15 protein-coding genes are annotated in these 20,766 nt (G+C 67.8%); 14 read left to right on the top strand and 1 reads right to left on the bottom strand.

The features are described from left to right. The first annotated feature begins 69 nt into the window (after window positions 1–69). The 14 genes from QZ814_RS13040 (at window position 70) to QZ814_RS12975 (ending at window position 20,214) form a co-directional block, all read left to right on the top strand. Complete coding sequence (locus tag QZ814_RS13040) at window positions 70–2,793, top strand: TonB-dependent receptor (protein ID WP_294332867.1); 2,724 nt, start codon at window positions 70–72, stop codon at window positions 2,791–2,793. A 168-nt stretch (window positions 2,794–2,961) separates the two neighbouring features. Then, complete coding sequence (locus QZ814_RS13035; RefSeq protein WP_294332866.1) at window positions 2,962–6,411, top strand: response regulator; 3,450 nt, start codon at window positions 2,962–2,964, stop codon at window positions 6,409–6,411. Then, entirely contained in the window at window positions 6,408–7,256 is an 849-nt protein-coding gene (locus QZ814_RS13030; RefSeq protein ID WP_294332865.1) for a protein-glutamate O-methyltransferase CheR, read from the top strand. The genes QZ814_RS13035 and QZ814_RS13030 overlap by 4 nt, the downstream gene beginning before the upstream one ends. Then, complete coding sequence (locus QZ814_RS13025; RefSeq protein WP_294332864.1) at window positions 7,253–7,819, top strand: chemotaxis protein CheB; 567 nt, start codon at window positions 7,253–7,255, stop codon at window positions 7,817–7,819. The genes QZ814_RS13030 and QZ814_RS13025 overlap by 4 nt, the downstream gene beginning before the upstream one ends. Then, entirely contained in the window at window positions 7,806–8,939 is a 1,134-nt protein-coding gene (locus QZ814_RS13020; RefSeq protein WP_294332863.1) for a hybrid sensor histidine kinase/response regulator, read from the top strand. The genes QZ814_RS13025 and QZ814_RS13020 overlap by 14 nt, the downstream gene beginning before the upstream one ends. A gap of 173 nt (window positions 8,940–9,112) precedes the next feature. After that, on the top strand, window positions 9,113–9,688 hold the full coding sequence (locus QZ814_RS13015) for a sigma-70 family RNA polymerase sigma factor (RefSeq protein ID WP_294332862.1): 576 nt from the start codon (window positions 9,113–9,115) through the stop codon (window positions 9,686–9,688). After that, window positions 9,685–10,674 carry a FecR domain-containing protein gene (locus tag QZ814_RS13010; RefSeq protein ID WP_294332861.1) on the top strand — a complete coding sequence of 330 codons (990 nt, stop codon included), beginning with the start codon at window positions 9,685–9,687 and terminating at the stop codon, window positions 10,672–10,674. Before QZ814_RS13015 ends, QZ814_RS13010 begins: the two co-directional genes overlap by 4 nt. 107 nt (window positions 10,675–10,781) lie before the next feature. Next, entirely contained in the window at window positions 10,782–13,940 is a 3,159-nt protein-coding gene (locus QZ814_RS13005) for a TonB-dependent receptor (RefSeq protein ID WP_294332860.1), read from the top strand. A 108-nt stretch (window positions 13,941–14,048) separates the two neighbouring features. Beyond that, a complete protein-coding gene (locus QZ814_RS13000; protein WP_294332859.1) occupies window positions 14,049–15,584 on the top strand; it encodes a tryptophan halogenase family protein in 1,536 nt (511 codons plus the stop codon). A gap of 21 nt (window positions 15,585–15,605) precedes the next feature. Next, on the top strand, window positions 15,606–16,322 hold the full coding sequence (locus tag QZ814_RS12995) for a SapC family protein (protein WP_294332858.1): 717 nt from the start codon (window positions 15,606–15,608) through the stop codon (window positions 16,320–16,322). Continuing rightward, the gene (locus QZ814_RS12990; protein WP_294332857.1) at window positions 16,319–16,981 is read left to right on the top strand and encodes a DUF6445 family protein; all 663 of its coding nucleotides are present in this window, start codon (window positions 16,319–16,321) and stop codon (window positions 16,979–16,981) included. Before QZ814_RS12995 ends, QZ814_RS12990 begins: the two co-directional genes overlap by 4 nt. 89 nt (window positions 16,982–17,070) lie before the next feature. Continuing rightward, a complete protein-coding gene (epsC, locus tag QZ814_RS12985) occupies window positions 17,071–18,078 on the top strand; it encodes a serine O-acetyltransferase EpsC (RefSeq protein ID WP_294332856.1) in 1,008 nt (335 codons plus the stop codon). A 73-nt stretch (window positions 18,079–18,151) separates the two neighbouring features. Further along, window positions 18,152–18,832, top strand: a complete 681-nt coding sequence (locus QZ814_RS12980; RefSeq protein ID WP_294332855.1) for a response regulator transcription factor — start codon at window positions 18,152–18,154, stop codon at window positions 18,830–18,832. Next, entirely contained in the window at window positions 18,823–20,214 is a 1,392-nt protein-coding gene (locus tag QZ814_RS12975) for a HAMP domain-containing sensor histidine kinase (RefSeq protein WP_294332854.1), read from the top strand. Before QZ814_RS12980 ends, QZ814_RS12975 begins: the two co-directional genes overlap by 10 nt. On the opposite strand, the gene QZ814_RS12970 is transcribed toward QZ814_RS12975, so the two are convergent. Further along, window positions 20,177–20,611: a PepSY domain-containing protein gene (locus QZ814_RS12970; RefSeq protein ID WP_294332853.1), complete on the bottom strand. Its 435-nt coding sequence runs from the start codon at window positions 20,609–20,611 to the stop codon at window positions 20,177–20,179. The two genes, QZ814_RS12975 and QZ814_RS12970, sit on opposite strands and share 38 nt — an antisense overlap. Window positions 20,612–20,766 lie beyond the last annotated feature (155 nt).

The following is a 20,766-nucleotide window of genomic DNA, read 5'->3' as shown; positions in this document are numbered from 1 at the left end:
AATTTATCCGTCTCCGATCAAAACGGCAATCAAACCAAAGCAAAAGCTGGGGATTGAGAGGAAGCCGTCATGTCGAAGTGCGCATTCTTGGTGTCCGCCGGGGTCCTTGCCCTGATCGCTTCTCCGGCCGCGGCCCAGGACCTGCGAGGCTCCGCTGCCAACACGCCTTCGACAGCCGAGAACGAATCCCCGAACACCGCCGACATCGTGGTCACGGCGACCCGGCGCTCGGAACGTCTTTCCAGCGTGCCGATCGCCGTCTCCGCCTTCGGCCAGGCGGCGCTCCAGAATTCGGGCGCGACTGATATCCGCCAGATGACGCAGATCGCGCCGTCGCTGCTGGTCTCGTCGACCGGCTCGGAGGCCAATGCCGCCGCCCGCGTTCGCGGCATCGGCACGGTCGGCGACAATCCGGGCCTGGAAAGTTCGGTCGCGGTGTTCATCGACGGCATCTATCGCAGCCGCACCGGCTCCGGCCTCAACGACATGGGCGAGATCGAGCGCATCGAGGTGCTGCGCGGGCCCCAGGGCACGCTGTCCGGCCGCAACTCCTCGGCCGGCGCGATCAGCATCTACACCAAGCTGCCCGAGTTCAAGTTCGGCGGGTTCGCCGAGGCCACCTATGGCAATTACAACGCCGTTCGCCTGTCCGGCGCGCTGACCGGCCCGGTGGTCAAGGACCTGCTCGCCTTCCGCATCGACGGCGTCTATTCGAAGCGGGACGGCTATCTGTACGATGTCGTCAACAAGACCGACTATAACGATCGCAACCGCTATTTCGTCCGCGGGCAATTGCTGTTCACGGTCAACCCGGATCTCGGCATTCGCCTGATCGCCGACTATACCCATCGCCGCGAAAAGTGCTGCGGCGCGGTCTATATGGACACGCGCGAGAAGCTGGACCCGACGCCGGGCGTCGCGGGCGATTTCTCGATCAATCCGGCGGGCAACCGCGTCACCGCGATCCTGCGCAGCCTGGGCGGCGTGCTGCCGAGCGAAGGCGACCCCTATAACCGCCAGATCGCGCAGACGCCCGGCCGCGCCTATGCCAACCTCACCACCGACTATGGCCTCTCCGCCCGCGTCCGCTGGAACCTGGGTTCGACTCAGCTGACCTCGCTGACCGCGTACCGCGAGTACAAGTCGGGCGGCGCGGCCGACATCGACTATGGCAATGTCGACATCGCCTATCGCCCGAACGACGGCAACAGCTACCGCCAGTTCCACACCTTCAGCCACGAGAGCCGCTTCTCAGGCACGATCCTGGGCGACAAGCTCGACTGGCTGGTCGGCGGCTATTACGCGCGCGAGAAGCTGCAGCTGGCGGACAATCTCCGCTTCGGCACCCAGTACGGCGCCTTCGCCGCCTGCCGCATGGTCGCGACGATCAACCCCACCGCAGCGCTGCGCGACCCGACCCGTCCCGGCTGCCTGAGCGCCATCGGCCGCGCCGCGCTGACGCCTGCCGTCGGCCCGCAGGTGGTTGCCGGCATCGATCGCCTCAGCACGCTCAACGACCTCGGCAGCACGCTCGATCTCTACAACCAGACCAGCGAGAACTGGGCGTTCTTCACCCACAACATCTACAAGCTCACCCACAAGCTGAGCCTCACGCTCGGCGCGCGCTACACGCACGAGAGCAAGTCGCTGACGGCGGCGTTCAACAACAACAACACCGTCTGCCCGGCGCAGCAGCAGGCACTCGGCCCGCTGCTCGGCGTGCCGGCGCTCCAGGCACTGGTCGGCGGCATCATCACGCTGACCTGCACCGGCAACTCGACCTCGGCGCTGACCGGCGTGCCGTTCAGCCATCGCTTCAAGGAAGGCCAGCTGACCGGCACCGCCGTGCTCTCGTGGAAGCCGTCGGAAAGCACGCTCGCCTATGCCTCGTTCGCGCGCGGCTACAAGGCGGGCGGCTACAACCTCGACCGCTCGGCGCTGACGGCCACCGTGTTCACCACGCCGACGCCGGCCACCGCGGCAAATCTGCGGTTCGACCCCGAGACGGTGAACGCCTATGAAATCGGCGCGAAATACACCTCGCGCCACCTCACCGCGAACGTCGCGGTGTACCGCTCGGAATTCACCAACTTCCAGCTCAACACGTTCAACGGCACCGCCTATATCGTCCAGAATATCGGTGGGTGCAGCACGCCGTTGAACGGTGCGGACCGCGACAACAGCTCGGCCACCGGGGCTTGCACCGGCAGCGTCGGCAAGGGCGTGGTGACGCAGGGCGTGGAGCTGGAGGTCGGCCTCTACCCGACGTCCAACTTCACCGTGAACCTGGGCTACACGCTGGCCGACGCCAAATATCAGCACGATCTGGTCGGCAGCAAGTCGGGCGTGCCGCTCAACTCGGCGCTGTTCCTGCTGCCCGGCAGCCAGATGTCCAACGCGCCGCGCAACACCGTGACCGGTGCGGTGACCTGGACACCCGCGATCGGCAGCAACGGGCTGACCGGCCTGTTCTATGTCGATGGCCGCATGACCAGCGATTACAACACCGGCTCGGATCTGTTCATCGAGAAGATGCAGGACGGCTTCGTCACGATGAACGCCCGCCTCGGCGTGCGCGGCCCGGACGAGAAATGGGCGGTGGAGCTGTGGGCGCAGAACCTGCTCGATACCAAGTATCAGCAGGTCGCCTTCAGCATGCCGTTCCAGGGCGCCGGCAGCCAGTCGCAGGTGCAGGCCTTCGGGGCGCCGGCCTATGCGGTGGGCAATGCAGTGTTCGGCTCGTTCCTCGCCGAGCCGCGCACCTACGGCCTGACGCTGCGCACGCGATTCTGATCCCCTCCGCCCGCGCCTGAAAGGGTAAAGGCGGCGACACGAAGGAGTGCCGGCGTTCCGCAAGGAGAGGCGCCGGCACTCCGTCTGCTTGATCCTGTTCGTCGGGACCCTTGCCCTGCCGCCATGGTGCGGTATGCGCAGCGCGGGGGCTCTATCGGGATCAAGTGCATGAAGCGTCGGACATTATTGCGCGACTCCGGCGGCCGTTCCGCCTGGACGACGATCGGGCTCGTCGTCGGCTTGGCCTTTTTCCTGATCAGCGGTGCGCTCGCCTATCGCAACGTGCGGGCGCTGAACGAGAGCGACGCGGCGATCCGGCACAGCCACACCGTGCTGATCGCGCTCGACGAGGTGCTCTCCACCGTCCAGGATGCCGAAACCGGGCAGCGCGGCTTCCTGCTGACCGGCGCCTCGAGCTATCTCGAGCCCTATAGCAGGGCGACCGAGACGCTCGACGCGCGGCTGGGGCATCTCCAGACGCTCGTCAGCGACAATGCACTGCAGCAGAGCAACATCGTGCAGCTGCGCCGCCAGGTGAGTGCCAAGCTGAACGAGTTGCGCGAAACGATCGAGCTCCGCCGCACCAAGAGCCTGGCGGCGGCGCTCGCCGTGGTCGAAACCGGCGTAGGCAAGGCCAGCATGGACGCGATCCGCGCCCAGCTTGCGGTGATGGCGCAGGAAGAAGGGCGCCTCCGCCAGCAGCGGCTGGACGACATGGCGGCGGCATCCAGCGCGGCGATCGCCAGTGGCGTTGTCTCGAGCCTGATCGGCGCGGCGCTGACGCTGATGATCTTCGTCCTCATTCGCCGCAACCTGCATGCCCGTGCGCGGGAGGAATGGCTGCAGAACGGGCTGCTCGGCATTTCCGCTGCGGTACGCGGCGATCGCTCGGTCGAGGAAATCGCCGAGGCGGTGCTGGCGTTTCTCGCCGAGAAGCTCGGCTTCCAGGCCGGCGCGCTGTTCAAGGGCGAGGCCGGGCTGTTCCGCCGTGTCGCGACGCTCGGCGTGCCGGGCGATGCCGATGTGCCGGAAAGCTTCGGCCTGCGCGACGGCCTGCTCGGCCGGGTCGCGGCGGAGGGGGTGCCGATCCTGCTCGACGACGTGCCCGACCAGTATCTGGAGATCGGTTCGGCCTTCGGCAGCGACAAGCCGCGCCACTTGCTGATCGCACCGACCAAGGCGGACGAGATCGTCAATGCGGTCCTCGAACTCGGCTTCTTTTACCCGACCGATCCGATGATGCTGGAGCTGCTGGAGCGCGCCTCGCCGGTGATCGGCGTGGCGCTGCGCTCGGCACGCTTCCGCGCCCAGCTGCAGGACGCGCTGGAGGAAACCCAGCGCCAAGCCGCCGAGCTCCAGACCCAGAGCGAGGAGCTCCAGGTCAACAACGAGGAACTGGAGGAGCAGGGCCGGGCGCTGCGCGAATCGCAGGCGATGCTCGAGCAGCAGCAGGTCGAGCTCGAACAGACCAACAGCCAGCTCGAGGAACAGGCCCAGGCACTGGAGCACCAGCGCGACGAACTGGAGCGCGGCAGCTCTGCCCTCCTCGCCAAGACCCGCGAGCTGGAGCAGGCGAGCCAGTACAAGAGCGACTTCCTGGCGAACATGAGCCACGAGCTGCGCACGCCGCTCAACTCGCTGCTGATCCTCGCCCGGCTGCTTGGCGATAACGGTCCGAACACGCTGACCGCCGAGCAGGTGAAGTTCGCGCGCACGATCGAATCCTCGGGCAACGACCTGCTCACGCTGATCAACGATATCCTCGACCTTTCGAAGATCGAGGCGGGCCATATAGAAATCCGGCCGGAGCCGGTTAGCCTGGTGCGGCTGGCCACGGATCTGCGCCAGGTCTTCCAGCCGGTGGCGGAGCAGCGCGGGCTCGATCTCGACATCGTGCTCGACGACGCGGCCCCGCGCGGCATCGAGACCGATCGGATGCGGCTGGAACAGATCCTCAAGAACCTCCTGTCGAACGCGCTCAAGTTCACCGAAAAGGGCGCGGTGACGCTGGAGGTTCGCGCGGCGGGCGACGGGCTTGCCTTCGCCGTGCGTGATACCGGCATCGGCATCTCGCCCGAGCAGCAGAAGATGATCTTCGAGGCGTTCCACCAGGCCGACGGCACGATCAACCGCCGCTATGGGGGTACCGGCCTCGGCCTGTCGATCTCGCGCGAGCTGGCGCGGCTGCTGGGGGGCGGCATCACGCTGGAAAGCCGGGCAGGCGAGGGCAGCAGCTTCACGCTGACGCTGCCGCTTCGCTACGATGCCGGGGCGGTGGCACCGCGCGCAGTGCCGGCTGCCGCCGCTGCCGCCAAGCACCTGCCCGAGCCAGCGTCGACCCCCGTGGTGGCGCCGACGCCCCCGCGCCGTTCCGCCGCAGCGGCGGACTGGGTGCTGGAGGACGACCGCGAAGCCCTGGTGCCTGGGGGTCGGCACCTGCTGGTGATCGAGGACGATGCCGTCTTCGCCGCGATCGTCTGCGATCTGTCGCGCGAGCTCGGCTTCCAGTGCCTGATCGCCAGCACCGCGGACGAGGCGCTGCACCTGGCCCGCACCTATCGACCGAGCGCGGTGGTGCTCGACCTCGGCCTGCCGGACCAGTCCGGGCTGATCGTGCTCGACCAGCTGAAGCAGGAAGACGCGACCCGCCACATCCCGATCCACGTCATCTCCGCTGCGGATCAGAGCCAGACGGCGCTGTCGCTCGGCGCGGTCGGCTATCACATCAAGCCGATCAAGCGCGAGCTGCTCGCCGAGGTGCTCCAGAACCTGCAGGCGCGAACCGCCAGCCGCATGCGCCGCGTGCTGATCGTCGAGGATGACGACGTCCAGCGCGACGCCGTCGCCCGGCTGCTCCAGACCGACGATGTCGAGACCGTCGGCGTGCGCACCGCCGCCGAATGCCTCGACATGCTGCGCAGCCAGACCTTCGACTGCATGGTGCTCGACCTGTCGCTCCCCGACGCCTCGGGCTATTCGCTGCTCGAGACGCTCAGCCAGGAGGACGGTGCGCACAGCTTCCCGCCGGTGATCGTCTATACCGGCCACGACCTCAGCGCCGATGACGAGCAGAAGCTGCGCCGCTATTCGAGCTCGATCATCATCAAGGGCGCCAAGTCGCCCGAGCGGCTGCTCGACGAGGTCTCGCTGTTCCTCCACCAGGTTGTCTCGGAACTGCCGAGCGAGCAGCAGCAGATGATCCAGGCCGCGCGCCGCCGCGACGCCGTGCTGGAGGGGCGACGGGTGCTGATCGTCGAGGACGATGTCCGCAACGTCTATTCGCTGACCAGCGTGCTGGAGCCGCGCGGCGTGCTCGTCCGCATCGCCCGCAACGGGCAGGAGGCGCTCGATGCACTGGCGGAAGCCGCCGCCGATCCGAACCAGGGCGTCGATCTGGCGCTGATGGACGTGATGATGCCGGTGATGGACGGCCTCACCGCCACCCGCGCGATCCGCCAGGATCCGCGCTGGGCCAAGCTGCCGATCATCATGCTCACCGCGAAGGCGATGCCCGACGACCAGGAACGCTGCATCGAGGCGGGCGCGAGCGATTACATGGCGAAGCCGATCGACGTCGATAAACTCTTGTCGCTCGTCCGCGTTTGGATGCCGCGATGACCGAGGAACCTGCGGAACCCGATATCGACGATATCGAGATCGAGCTGCTGCTCGAGGCGCTCTACCGGCGCTATCACTATGATTTCCGGCACTATGCCCGCGCGTCGATCAAGCGGCGGCTGCTCCAGGCGCGTGCCCGGCTGGGGGTAAGCAGCTTCTCGGCCCTGCAGGAGCGGCTGCTGCACGATCCGGACATGCTGCCTAGGCTGCTCAACTACCTCACCGTCCAGGTGAGCGAGATGTTTCGCGATCCCAGCTATTTCCGGGCGCTGCGCGAGAAGGTGATCCCGCACCTGCGCACCTACCCGTCGCTCAAGGTGTGGATCGCCGGGTGCAGCAACGGCGAGGAAGTCTATTCGCTCGCCATGCTGTTCCGCGAGGAGGGGCTGGAGCAGCGCACGATCTTCTATGCGACCGACATCAACCCGAAGGCGCTGAGGGCGGCCGAGGCGGGGGTCTATCCGCTCGACCAGATCCGCAAGTTCACCGAGAACCACCAGAAATCCGGCGCGCGCACCTCGCTCTCCGACTATTACACGGCCGACTATGACCGGGCGATCTTCGACAGCAGCCTGCGCGCCAATGTCGTCTTCTCCGATCACAGCCTGGCGACGGATTCGGTGTTCGCCGAAATGCACCTGATCTCGTGCCGCAACGTGCTGATCTACTTCAACCGGAGCCTGCAGGAGCGCGCGGTCGGGCTGTTCGAGGAGTCGCTCGTGCGCCGCGGTTTCCTTGGCCTCGGCCGCAAGGAAAGCCTGCGCTTTTCCGACCATGCCACCGGCTTCGCCGACTTCGTCCGCGAGGAGAAGATCTACCAGCGACGCGAGCGGTGTGCGGCATGATCGTCATCGGTGCCTCGGCCGGGGGCGTTCAGGCGCTGCTCACGCTGCTGCCAGGGCTTCCCACGGACTTCGCGTGGCCGGTTCTGGTCGTCGTTCATGTGCCGCCCGAGCACGACCATGGGCTGGCGGCGCTGTTCGAGGCGCGCTGCGCGATGCGGGTGCGCGAGGCCGAGGACAAGCAACTGCCCGAGCCCGGCACCCTCTATTTCGCACCGGCCAACTATCATCTGCTGGTCGAGCCGGACGGCAGCCTGGCGCTCTCCGCCGACGATCCGGTCAACCATAGCCGGCCATCGATCGACGTTCTGTTCGAAAGCGCGGCGGACGCGCTGCGGCACCGCGTGATCGCCGTGCTGCTCACCGGCGCCAACCACGACGGCGCCGAGGGCCTGCGCGCGGTTGCCCGCGCGGGCGGCACCGCGATCGTCGAGGATCCGAACACTGCCCGCGTGCCGACGATGCCGGCAGCCGGCCTTGCGCTGTGCCCCAACGCTACCAGCCTCACGATCGGCGCCATTGCCCCACATCTCATCCGATTGGCCCAATCCCATGTCCGCCCCTGATCCCGTCAAGTTCCTGCTCGTCGACGATCTCGACGAGAACCTGCTGGCGCTGGAGGCGCTGCTGCGGCGGGACGGCCTCGAATGCCTCAAGGCCCGCTCGGGCGACGAGGCGCTGGAATTGCTGCTGGTGCACGATGTCGCGCTGGCGCTGCTCGATGTGCAGATGCCCGGCATGGACGGCTTCGAACTCGCCGAGTTCCTGCGCGGCAACGAACGTACCCGGCACGTGCCGATCATCTTCCTGACCGCCGGCAGTGCCGACGCCCGGCGCCGCTTTCGCGGCTATGAGGCAGGTGCGGTCGACTTTCTCCAGAAGCCTGTCGACGCGGGCGTCCTGTGGTCGAAGAGCAACGTCTTCTTCGAGCTGTACGAACAGCGCCGCCAGATCATCGCCCAGCGCGACGAACTGGAGCGACTGACGAAGAACCTCCAACTCGCCGACCGGCGCAAGAATGCCTTTCTGGGGATGGTCGGCCACGAGTTGCGCAATCCGATCATGGCCTTCGGCGCCGGCCTGCATCTGCTCAGACGCCGTCCCGAAGGCGAAGCGGCCGAGCAGGTGCGCGGGCAGATGGAGCGGCAGGTCGGGCACATGACCCGGCTGATCGAGGATTTGCTCGATGTCGCGCGCATCGACCAGGGCAAGATCGTGCTGCGCGCCGAACGCATGAACCTCGCCGATGCCGTCGCGCTGGCGGTGGAGCTGAGCCGCCCGCAGATCGATGGACAAGGCCACGCGCTGACCGTGAATCTGCCCGAAGCGCCGATCTGGATCCATGCCGATCAGGCGCGGATCGCCCAGGTCGTCAGCAACCTGCTGTCGAACGCCGCGAAATACACGCCGCCCGGCGGTGCTATTCGCGTCATCGTGCGGCGGGAGGGTGCCTGGGCCGCGATCGAGGTCGCCGATACCGGCCTCGGCATCCCGGCCGAGATGCAGGCGCAGGTGTTCGAGCTGTTCGCGCAGGTGGACCGCGGGGAAGGACAACCCGAAGGGCTCGGCATCGGGCTGGCGCTCGTCCGCCAGCTCGTCACGCTGCACGGCGGTGGGATCGAGCTCAAGGAAAGCGCGGTGGGGCGGGGCTCGACCTTTCTCGTGCTGCTTCCCTGCGCGGCGTGACTGCGGGGAAATGGAGCCAGTCACGGCGTGACGAAGGCCCGCCGCCGCGCCGGCGACCAGCGGCGACGACAAGAAAAATCGCCGGGGCGGGGAAGGATTTTGCTATCCCGCGTCTCTCTTGGGGCAAACAGAAAATCCGAGCGCGGCCATAGGAGGGTGTGGCGAAAGGGAATGTGACATCGCAAGTCGAGCGGCGCCGTGCCCTGGCGCTATGGGTCGCGCGCGAAATCGTGCCGCACGAAGACCGCATCCGGGGCTGGTTCGCGCGCCGACGGCTTGCGCCCGAGGACGTGGATGAACTGATGCAGGAAGCCTATTGCCGGATCGCGACGCTGGAGTCCGTCGATCATATCGATTGCGGCCACGCCTATTTCTTCTCGATCGCGCGCAATCTGCTGCTGCGCCGGCTCAAGCGCCAGCAGGTCGTGCCGCTCGAGGCGATCAGTGAGATCGAGAGCTTCCGCGATACCCAAACCCCATCGCCCGAGGAGCAGGTGTCGATCCGCCTGGCCTATGAGCGCGTGATGGCGCTGATCGCCGGTCTTCCCGAACGTTGCCGCCGCATCGTCGAACTGCGCAAGATCGAGGGCTGGTCGCAAAAGGAAATCGCAGCGCATCTGGGGATCACCGAGAAGGCGGTGGAAAAGCAGATCTGGGTAGGCGTCCGCGCCATTCGCGAGGGCTGGTCCGGCGAGACGCCGGTCGGGGCTGCGGAACCCGCGGCCGGTCGCAAGGCCGGTATCCTGTGAGCATCAGGTCACCCCACGCCGATGCCGACGCTGCGGCAGCCTGGGTCGCTCGCATGGACGGCGGCGATTGGAGCGACGCCGACGAGGCCGAGCTCCAGCGCTGGCTTGCGGAGGATCCGCGCCGCCAGGGGCTGCTGCTGCGCACCCACGCGCTATGGCAGGCGCCGGAGATCGTCGCGCACATCGCCGAGGCTGCGCCCGTCGAGAGCGACGACAAGGCCTTCGAGCGGTCGGGCCTCTGGCGGCGGCGCGGGGTGCTGGGTGGGCTGGCCGCGGCGTCTGCCGCCGGGACCGTCGGCGCGTTGCTCTTTCCCGGGCGCGGGGTCGCCTATGTCACCAAGGTGGGGGAGATCCGGCGCGTGCCGTTGGTCGATGGGTCGGTGATGACGATCAATTCCGGCAGCGCTCTCCAGGTGCGCATGGCGAAGCGCGCCCGCGAGGTCGAACTAGCCGAGGGGGAGGCCTGGTTCGAGGTCGCCAAGGATGCCGCCCGTCCGTTCGTGGTCGCCGCCGGCAAGGTCCGGGCGCAGGCGGTGGGCACTGCCTTTTCGGTCCGCAAGCGCGACAATGGCGTCGAGGTGCTAGTCACCGAAGGCGTGGTCGAGACCTGGTCCGACGGGGACGAGGCGCAGCGCGTGCGGCTCAGCGCCGGCCAGTCCGCGCTGATCAACGAGCACGCCATCGTCCATTATGAAGCGACCAAGTCCTCGTCGGTCGATCGCGCACTTGCCTGGCGTGGCGGCATGATCGATCTGAACGGCACTTCGCTGGCCGACGCCGCCGACGAGTTCAATCGCTACAACGAGCGCCAGATCGTCATCGCCGACCCGGATGCCGCAGGCGAGCGCTTCGACGGGCTGTTCCGCATCAACGATCCCGAAGGCTTTGCCCAGGCGGTGCGCGACGCGCTGGGCCTGGCCGTCAATCTCGACGACCCGCGCTTCATCCGCATCCAGCGCATGACGGCGCGAGCAATGGAGAAATAAAATTCGAGAGGGGGCGTGACCGGGGAAGGAAAATCCCCGCAGGCGTCTCTAAGCACATACAGGTCGCAAAGATCTGAAAAAGACGCAGGTTGAAAAGGGGAGGAAATATGGCGAGGGCCACCTTGCGCGGGGCGCTCTTTGCGTCCGCGAGCATCGTCTGCATGGTCGCGATGCCGGCCGCGGCACAGGCTGCAGCACAAACCAAGCAATTCTCGATTGAAGCACAGCCGGCGCAGACCGCGATCGGCCTGTTTGGCCATCAGGCCGATGTGCAGATCATCGCGGCGCGGCGGCTGACCCAGTCGGTCCGCACCAACGGCGTTCGCGGCGAGTACACCGTGGGCGAGGCGCTCAACCGCCTGTTCGCGGGCACCGGCCTCGTCGCACGCCAGTCCGGCCCGCGCACCTACGTCGTCGTGCCGCGCCCGAATGCGGAGCCGACCGGCGGTGGCGCAGGCAAGCCCGTGGCGATGGCGTCGCAGGGCAGTGGGCCGCAGGAACAATCCTCCGCGCCCGCCGTGCAGGCACCCGCCGCCGAAGAGGGCGCGACCATCGTGGTGACCGGCCTGCGCGCCAGCCTCGACAATTCGCGCGGGATCAAGCGTGCGGCCTCGGGCATCGTCGACGCGATCTCGACCAAGGACATCGGCAAGCTGCCCGACGCGAACCTGGCGGAATCGCTCCAGCGCATCACCGGCGTGTCGATCGACCGGTCGGGCGGCGAGGGCGCCTTCGTCACGGTCCGCGGCTTCGGGCCGGAATTCAATACCGTGCTGGTCAATGGCCGCCAGATCGCGACGCCGACCGATCCCAGCCAGGCCTCGGGCCGCGCCTTCTCGTTCGACACGCTCGCCTCCGAGCTGGTCTCGGGCGTGGAAGTCTACAAGTCGTCGACCGCGCGCTACCAGTCGGGCGGCGTCGGCTCGACCGTGAACATCAAGACCGCGCGTCCGTTCGATTACAAGGGCATGAAGTTCGCGGCGACGGTCGACGCCAATTATGACGGCAATGCCAAGAAGAGCGCGCCCGATGCGTCGTTCCTGTTCGCCGACACGCTGGCCGACGGCAAGCTCGGCGTCCTGCTGTCGGGAAGCTACCAGCACCGCTTCACCAAGATCAACCAGGCGCAGACCGATGGCTGGCTGGTCAATCCGGCCATTCCGGGCTCCCAAGTGAATGGCGGGAAGGGGACGGTCTCGGCGACCAACCCGCAGGGCAATATCTTCATCCCGCAGAATTTCGACAGCAAGGTCACCCGCGAGGATCGCGAGCGGATCGGCGGCACGCTGGTGCTGCAATATCGCCCGAACGACGCGGTGACGGTGACGGCCGACGGGCTCTACACCAAGTTCACCAACACCACCGATGCCCGCTCCTATGGCCACTGGTTCACCGCGTCGAACCTGACCAACGTCAAGACCGATGCCAACGGCACCGTGATCGACATGACCCAGGCGAGCGGCATCGCCACCGACTTCCACGACAAGAAGTTCGACAAGCGCACCAATACCCGCGCCGTCGGCCTGAACGTCGAATGGCAAGTCTCGCCGAACCTCGTCGCCAGCCTCGACGGCAGCTATTCGCTGGCCAAGGAAGATCCCAATGGCGGCAAGGAAGCCTATCTGGCGCTGCTCGGCTATCTGACCGGCTCGTCGCGCTACCAGTCGGACGGCTCGCGCCTGCCGTGGCAGACCGAGACGCTGCCGACCTTCGCCAACCCGACCAACCGTTGCGGCAGCGCCGTCACCGACTCCGGCCAGCCGGGCAGCACCACCGTGGTCGGCGCCGGCCAGCCGATGTGCCAGCACGTGATGCTGCTGCGCGGCTATGGCATCCGCGACGAGGTGAAGCAGCTCCGCGCCGACCTCGCCTATAAGGGCGATGGCAGCGAGGGGCTGGTGAAGGCCAGTGCCGGCTTCTACGGCTCCGAGGACCGCAAGCGGACCTCGCTCTACTCGAACGACGGCGGCACCGGCTGCACCACCTGCGGCTACAATCTGCCGGTGCCTTCGAGCGTCGCGATCACCACCTTCAATGCCGGCAGCAACTTTCTGTCCGGGGTGAGCGGGTCGAACCGCCTGCCGACCCAGTGGCTGACCTTCAGCGGCCCTGCGCTGTTCGACGCGATCACGGCGCAGCAGGGCGCGGGCTTCACCTTCGCGCCGCCGCTGGTCAACGACACGATCGTCAAGGAGCGGGTGCTCGGCGGCTATCTCGAGACCGAGTGGCGCGGCAATGTCGCCGGCAAGCCGATCTCGATCATCGCGGGCGTGCGGTTCGAGGATACCTCGACCAACGTCAACGGCCTCGCCACCGCCTATACCGCGCTGGTCAAGCTCGCCAACGACCAGACCCAATATGGCTCGGCATCGTCCGGCACCACGCGCACCGTCGGCACCGCGCATTATCTCGACATCCTGCCCAACATCGCGCTGAAGTGGCAGCTGTCCGATGCGTTCACCGTGCGCTTCGCCGCCTCGCAGACGATCACGCGCCCGACCCTGGAACAGCTCTCGCCGGTGACCACGCTGGTCACGCTGCGTCCCGGCAACTTCGCCGCCAGCCGCGGCAATGCCGACCTCAAGCCGTTCAAGGCGAGCAACCTCGACCTGTCGTTCGAATATTATTACGGCCGGTCGAGCTATGTCTCGCTGGGCGGGTACCTCAAGAGCGTCAACAACTTCATCGTGCTCAACCAGACGACGGGTCCGGTCGCCTCGGCCTCGGGCAGCGCGCTGCTCGATCCGGCGACGGGCACCCCGGCGCAGTTCACCATCACCGCGCCGGTCAACGGACAGGACGCGACGGTGACCGGCCTCGAAGCCGCCTGGCAGCATGCCTTTGGCGACACCGGCTTCGGCTTCCAGGTGAACGGCACGCTGGTCGGCTCGAACCGTCACCTCGACCCGCAGGACCTGCGCAACAAGTTCGCGCTGACCGGCCTGTCCAACTCGGCCAATGCGGTGGCGTTCTACGACAATCACGGCATCGAGGCGCGGGTGGCGTTCAACTGGCGCGATCACTTCCTGCAGTATCTCGCGCCGCCGCCGCTCAACGGTGCCGGCCAGGCGGTCACCCAGGTGCGCGCCTATTCGCAGGTCGATGCCAGCCTGACCTACCACATCAACCAGAACGTCGCCGTGTTCGTCGAAGGCGCCAACCTCACCAACACGATCGCCTTCAAATATGCCTATTACTCCAACCAGTTCCTGAATGCGGAGGATAGCGGGCGGCGGTTCAAGCTGGGCGCTCGGATCAGCTTCTGATCCGAGCGGGCATGGGATCGGGGGCAGGCGGGGAGAACCCTTCCGGCCCCCTTTGCCGCCGGCGCGTTCGTGCTAGACCGATGCACGAGAGAGGGAAGACGAAGACGGATGAATCCACAGATTGAGTCGGTCTGCATCGTCGGTGGCGGGTCGGCCGGATGGCTCACCGCGGCGCTGATCGCTGCGCGCCATGGACCGGACCTGCAGGTAACGCTGGTCGAGAGCGTGCGGCTGGGGATCATCGGGGTCGGCGAGGGGACCTGGCCGACGATGCGCAACACGCTGCGCAAGATCGGCATCGGCGAGACGGACTTCCTGCGCGCCTGCAAGGCATCGTTCAAGCAGGGGGCGAAGTTCGCAGGCTGGCGCACCGGCGCGACGGATGACTTCTACTATCACCCGCTGGTGCTGCCCGAGGGCTTTCCAAGCGTGGACCTGGCGCCGTTCTGGAACGCGCGCGCGGACGAGGCGGGCACCCCGTCCTTCTCCGATGCGGTGTGCTTCCAGGAATTCCTGTGCGAGCACGACCTCGCACCCAAGCAGATCACCTCGCCCGAATATGGCGGCATCGCCAACTATGCCTATCACCTCGATGCGGTGCGGCTGGGCGAGATGCTGCGCGAGCACTGCGTCGGCAAGCTTGGCGTGCGCCATGTCGACGACGATATCGTCCGCGTCGAGCAGGCGGAGAATGGCGATGTCACCGCCGTCGTCGGCCAGCGGCATGGGGCGATCTCGGCGGATCTGTTCGTCGATTGCAGCGGCTTTTCCTCGCTGTTGCTCGGCCAAACGATGGGCGTGCCGTTCCTCGACTGCAGCGACATACTGTTCATCGACCGCGCGCTGGCGGTGCAGGTGCCCTATGACAGCGAGGACGCCCCGATCGTCTCGCACACCATCTCCACCGCGCAGGACCATGGCTGGATCTGGGATATCGGCCTGCAGAACCGCCGCGGCGTGGGCTATGTCTATTCCAGCCGCCATGCCGGTGCCGATCGGGTGGAGGAGGCGCTCGCCGCCTATGTCGGCCCGGCCTTCGCAGATCTCACCCCGCGGGAGATCACGATCCGATCGGGCCACCGGGAGACCTTCTGGAAGAACAATGTCGTCGCGGTCGGGCTGGCGGCGGGGTTCCTTGAGCCGCTCGAGGCCTCGGCACTGGTGCTGATCGAGCTGTCGGCCGACTATATCGCGAGTGCCATGCCCGCCACGCGCGGGGCGATGGACATCGTTGCCCGCCGCTTCAACGACATGACCCGCTATCGCTGGGACCGGATCATCGAGTTCCTCAAGCTCCACTACATGCTGTCGGAACGCGAGGACACCGCCTTCTGGCGCGACAATCGCGATCCGGCGACCATCCCCCAGCCGCTGCAGGATCTGCTCGAGCTGTGGCGGCATACCCCGCCCGGCGAGCACGACTTTGCCAGCGCCCACGAAATGTTCCCGGCGGCGAGCTACCAATATGTCCTCTACGGCATGGGATTCCGGACCGAGCCCCGCAAGGGTGCGCTCGCCGCCCGCGATGCCGCCGAGGACGCGCTGGAACGCGTCGCCGCGATGAAGCGGCGGCTGGCGGGCGCGATGCCGACCAACCGCGCGCTGCTCGACAAGCTGGCGCAATATCGCTTCCAGCCCGTCTGACCCTGTCCTGAAAGAAACCCGATGACCCTGGTGCAACTCACCCGCAAGGACCATGCCGGGCTGCGGCTCGATCCCGCCCGCGCGCTGGCGGCAGCGGCAACCGTGCACCTCGTGCCGCTGGTCGCCGGCGAGATCCGCAAGGTGGCCAGCCAGTTCCCCGTCTTCCTCGCCAAGGATGCCGAGACCGGCCAGTTCTACCCCGCCGCGCTGCTCGGGCTGGAACCGCAGGAAAACCTGTTCTGGAACGGCACGGCCTTCGATGCCGATCATGTGCCGCTCAACCTGTTGCGGCTACCCTTCTTCGTCGGTAGCGGCGCGCTGGAAGGCGCGGTGTGCATCGATAGCGCCAGCCCTGCGATCGTGCCCGACGGGCCCGTCGGCATCGTCGAGGCGGACGGCAGCGACAGCGCCTATCTGCAATCGGTGCAGGCGATCCTCGGCCAGCTGGTGGCGGAGCAGGCTGCCACCGCCGCGCTGGTCGAGCGGATCACCGAACACGGGCTGATCAGCGAGGTGAAGCTCGACGTCGCCTTCCACAATGGCAGCGCCGCCACGCTGGAGGGGCTGTACGGCATCGACGAGCGGGCGCTCGGCCGCAAGGCGGCGGCGCTGGGGGACTGGGACCAGGTGATGGTGCTGGCAGCGATGGCGCTGTCGCTCGATCATGTCGCGGGGCTGGTGCGCCGCAAGAACGCCCGGCTCGCCGCCGAAGCCGCCTGGTTCGCGCCGGGGGCATGAGCGTCGCCCCGGCCCTGATGGGGACGGAGCAGGTGCCGCTATGGCAGGTCGAGCATGCCCATCCGGCGCCCGATGCCCTGGTCGCAGCGGCGCAGGCGGCAGCGTTCGGGCGGGAGGCTGGCGATCTTTATCCCGGCCTCCGCGCGCCGGTACCCGATGGCTATGCCGCGTGGCTGGCCCAGATCGCGGGTGCGAGCCTCGGTACGCCCGCCGGCTGCGGCGACCCTGCCGTGCTGCGGACGAGTTTCGCCATCGCCGGGGATGATCCCGCGCAGCTCGCGCCGATCCAGCGAATCCCGCATTTCGACGACAGCGCGGACGCGATCCTGGCGGCGGTCCATTATCTCTGCGCCTCGCCGCACGGCGGCACCAGCTTCTACCGGCACCGCGCCACCGGCTTCGAGCGGATCACGGCGGCGCGGGTGCCGCTGTGGCGCCAGGCACTGGCGCGGGACAGCCAGACGCATGGCCTGCCCTCCAGACGCTATCAGGATGGCGACAGCCCCGCCTTCGTGCGGATCGGCCAGGCACCCTTGGCATTCAATCGGCTGATCTTTTACCCGGCGAACTGCCTGCATGCCGGTGATGTCGCGGCATCGTGGCAGCGGTCTGCCGCCGATCCGCGCCTCACCATCACCTCGCTGCTCCGCTTGCGCTGAGAGGCGCCGCCGCCGGGCACAATTTCGCCTTGTCGCCAGCGTAGCTCTTATCTCTACCACGCGACCGGACTTGGGATATCAATCGGCCGATGACTGCGTATTCCGAGCCCAAGGACCTGCCCGACACCGCCGACTGGGCCGACTGGGATGTCGCCGAAATCGCCGCCGGGCTGTTTCAGGCACGTGAAGACTGGCGGGCCGCGCACCGCCCGGGCGAATGCGCCCGGCTCCGCTTCCCGTCGCGGCGGCGGCTGGAGCTGGTCCTGTCGGACCTTTCCGGCGCACTGTTCCCGCTGCGGCTGGGACCGAGTTCGGTGCAGGCGGACACGGAAGCGGCCTATGTCGAACAGGCGCTCGGCCGGGCCCTGGCTGCGCTGCGCGAGCAGGTGCTGCTCGAAATCCTGGCGCGCTGCACGACCCCGGAGCCCGAGGCGCGTGCGGAGGCCGGGCGGATCGTCGGCGCCTTCGCCCAGGAACTGCCGGATATCCGCCGCGTGCTCGATACCGATATCGAGGCGGCGTATGCGGGCGATCCCGCCGCCCGCAGCGTCGACGAGGTGCTGATCTGCTATCCGGGCATCCAGGCAGTCATTCCCTATCGGCTGGCGCACAGCCTCTACCGGCACGGCGCGCCGCTGATCGCCCGCGTGCTCGCCGAGATCGCCCATGGCCAGACCGGTATCGACATCCATCCCGGCGCCAGCATCGGCCACAGCTTCTTCATCGATCACGGCAATGGCGTGGTGATCGGCGAGACGGCGATCGTCGGCGATCGCGTGCGGATCTACCAGGCGGTGACGCTCGGCGCGCGCAGCTTCCCGTCCGAGGCGGATGGCACGCTGACGAAGGGCGTGGCGCGGCACCCGATCGTAGAGGACGATGTGGTGATCTATGCCGGCGCGACCATTCTCGGGCGCGTTACTGTCGGGGCAGGGGCGGTCATCGGCGGCAATGTCTGGCTCACCGAGAGCGTGCCGCCGGGCAGCGTGATCCACCAGGCCTTTGCCGAGCGGTCGCGCGGCGACGGGAGCGCGGCCCTGCCGCGGGGCAATGTCGTCGAGGAAGCCGATCCCGATACGCCGCGCGGGCTGATCTGAGCGGGGGGCAGGCGGGCACTGCCATAGAAGCGTAACGTGCCGGGCGCAGGCATGCGCTTTCGGAGCGCCGCCCTTGCACATTCTCGTCGTCGAAGACGATCCGGTGATCGCGGATCACATCCTGACCGGCCTGCACCAGCATGGCCATGACGCGACCCTCGCCCGCAGCGGCGGCGAGGCCCTCGCCGCGTTCGAGCCCGCCGCGCACGATGCGATCGTCCTCGACCGGCTGCTGCCCGATACCAACGGCCTTGCGGTGCTCGACGGCTTGCGCAGCAAGGGCAGCACGGTGCCGGTGCTGATCCTCAGCGCGCTGGGATCGGTCAACGATCGCATCGAGGGGCTGCGGGTCGGCGCCGACGACTATCTCACCAAGCCGTTCGACATCGACGAGCTTGCGGCGCGGCTGGCGGCGATCGCCCGGCGCAACCAGCCGCGGCCGGAAGGCGCGCGGATCGAGGTGGGCAAGCTCCAGCTCGATCCCGCCGGCCATCGCGCCAGCTTCCGCGACGCCGCGCTGGTGCTCAACCGCAAGCAATATTCGCTGCTCGCACACTTGATGTGCAACGCCGACCGGCTGGTGACCCGCTCGATGCTGCTCGAGCGCGTCTGGGCCTATCGTTTCTCGCCGACGACCAACATCGTGGAGAGCAACATGAGCCGGCTGCGTGCGGCGCTGCTCGACCTCGGCTGCGATCCGATCGAGACGCAGCGGGGCGCGGGCTATATCCTGCGGTCCGACCGATGCCTCTGACGCCGGGGCTGGCGGCGCCGCGCGGCGGGGTGGGGCGGCTGGCGATCCAGGCGGGCATCGCCTTTGCCCTTGCCATGGCGGCGGTGGGGATGATCGCCTTCAGCGCGGCCGATGCCTGGGTGTCCAGCCGGATCGACGCATCGCTGCGTTACCATACCGCCAAATATCTGGCGCCGCCCGACGGCCACCGGGTGACCGATGCGGAGCTGATCGAGCGGATCGCCGACTGGCAGCGTCGCAAGGTGCTGAGCGAGCGTACCTATCTGCTGTTCGACGGGCAGGGACGTCGGCTGGCGGGCCGGCTCGAGCTTGGGCCGCCGGCGCCGGGGCTGACCGATGTCAGCTTCTATGGCGGCGGCCGGTCGCCCCAGACCGGCCGGGCGATGGCGACGCGCACGCCCGGCGGCAGCCTGTTCGTGATCGTCCAGCACAGCGAGGCGGCGGAGAATCTCCACGCGCTGCTGCCCAGCGTGGTGCTGCTGATCTCGCTGGTCGCGGTGGTGATGGGCGTCTCTGCCACGTTGCTGTTCGCGCGGCTGACCGCCAACCGGCTGCTGGAGACGCAGAACGCTGCCGATGCCATCGCCGCGGGCGATCTCAGCCGCCGCATTCCCACCGATCGGCTGGACGGGATGTTCGCGGTGCAGGCGCACAGCCTCAACCGCATGCTCGACCGGATGGAGGAGTTGGTGCGCGCGCAGCAGCTCTTCTCCAGCAACCTCGCGCACGACCTGCGCACGCCGCTAACCCGGTTGCGGACGCTGCTGGCGCAAGGGGCGGGCGGGCGGCCGGTGCCCTATGAGCGGGCCGAGCGCGAATGCGCGGCGATCATCGCCATCTTCGACGCGCTGCTGCGCCTGGCGGAGATCGAGACCGGCCGCCTGCCCAGCGCGATGGCGCCGCTGCCGCTGCGCCCGCTGATCGAGGACGTCGCCGATACGATGGAGCCGGTGCTCGCCGATCATGGCGGACGGCTCGATGTCGGGCGGCTCGACGATGTGACGATCACCGGCGATGCCGATCTGATCAACCAGCTGCTGATCAACCTGCTGGAGAATGTCGCGACCCACACCCCGGCCGGCACCAGCGCACGGCTGTCACTGGAGCGGGACGGGGAGGCGGCGGTGATCACGATCCGCGACGACGGGCCCGGCCTGGCGCCGGGCGACCGTCAGCGCGTCGTCCGGCCGTTCGAACGCGGCGCGGCGGCGGGGGATGTGCGCGGCAGCGGCCTGGGGCTCGCCATCGCGCAGGCGATCGTGCGCTTCCACCGGGGCCGGCTCGATCTGGGCGAAGCGGCGCCGGGCCTGGAGGTGCGGGTGCGGATCCCGGCGAACGATCCGCTCAGCGCAGCTGTGCCCGCCGGCCCCGCCGCAGCCTGAGCGCCATCGACAGGTACATCCAGAAGCCGGAGGCGGCGAAGAACAGCAGCGCCAGGCCCCCCGCCAGGTTGAGGGCGATGCCTACCGGACCGAGCGACTCGCCCGAATGGAGATGCTTCACCCAGCGGTTCCAGCTCCGCATCGCGCTTTGCGGCTTCTGCGCAGGCTTGGCGTCCGTCGGTGCCTTGGCCTCCTTGCCGTCCTTCGGTGCCGTCGCGGCGGGACGGGTATCGAGCAGCGAGGTCATCTGCGTTGCCACGCCGGTCAGCGCGAGCACGAACAGGATCAGCGCGAACCAGGGAGCGAGAAACTTGTGCCAGCGGCGCATCGACGGTCTTTCCTGCGAGGTGGATGGAGGCGGTCGGAGCGGGGCCCGTCGCCGCGCCGCTTGTGGCATGGCGACGATGACAGCGGGATGATCGGAACATTCTAAGTTTGCAATGTAGCCGCTTTCGGGTCCGATCCACACCCGATCGTAACAGAGACGTCATCGGCCAGACCTAGCCGGACGGTGCACCCGGCGGCGGACCCGACCGGCCGGGAACTGGGGAA

This window comes from uncultured Sphingomonas sp. (assembly GCF_913777625.1).
Lineage (GTDB): Bacteria > Pseudomonadota > Alphaproteobacteria > Sphingomonadales > Sphingomonadaceae > Sphingomonas.
This window is presented reverse-complemented; position numbering and strand designations above follow the sequence as displayed.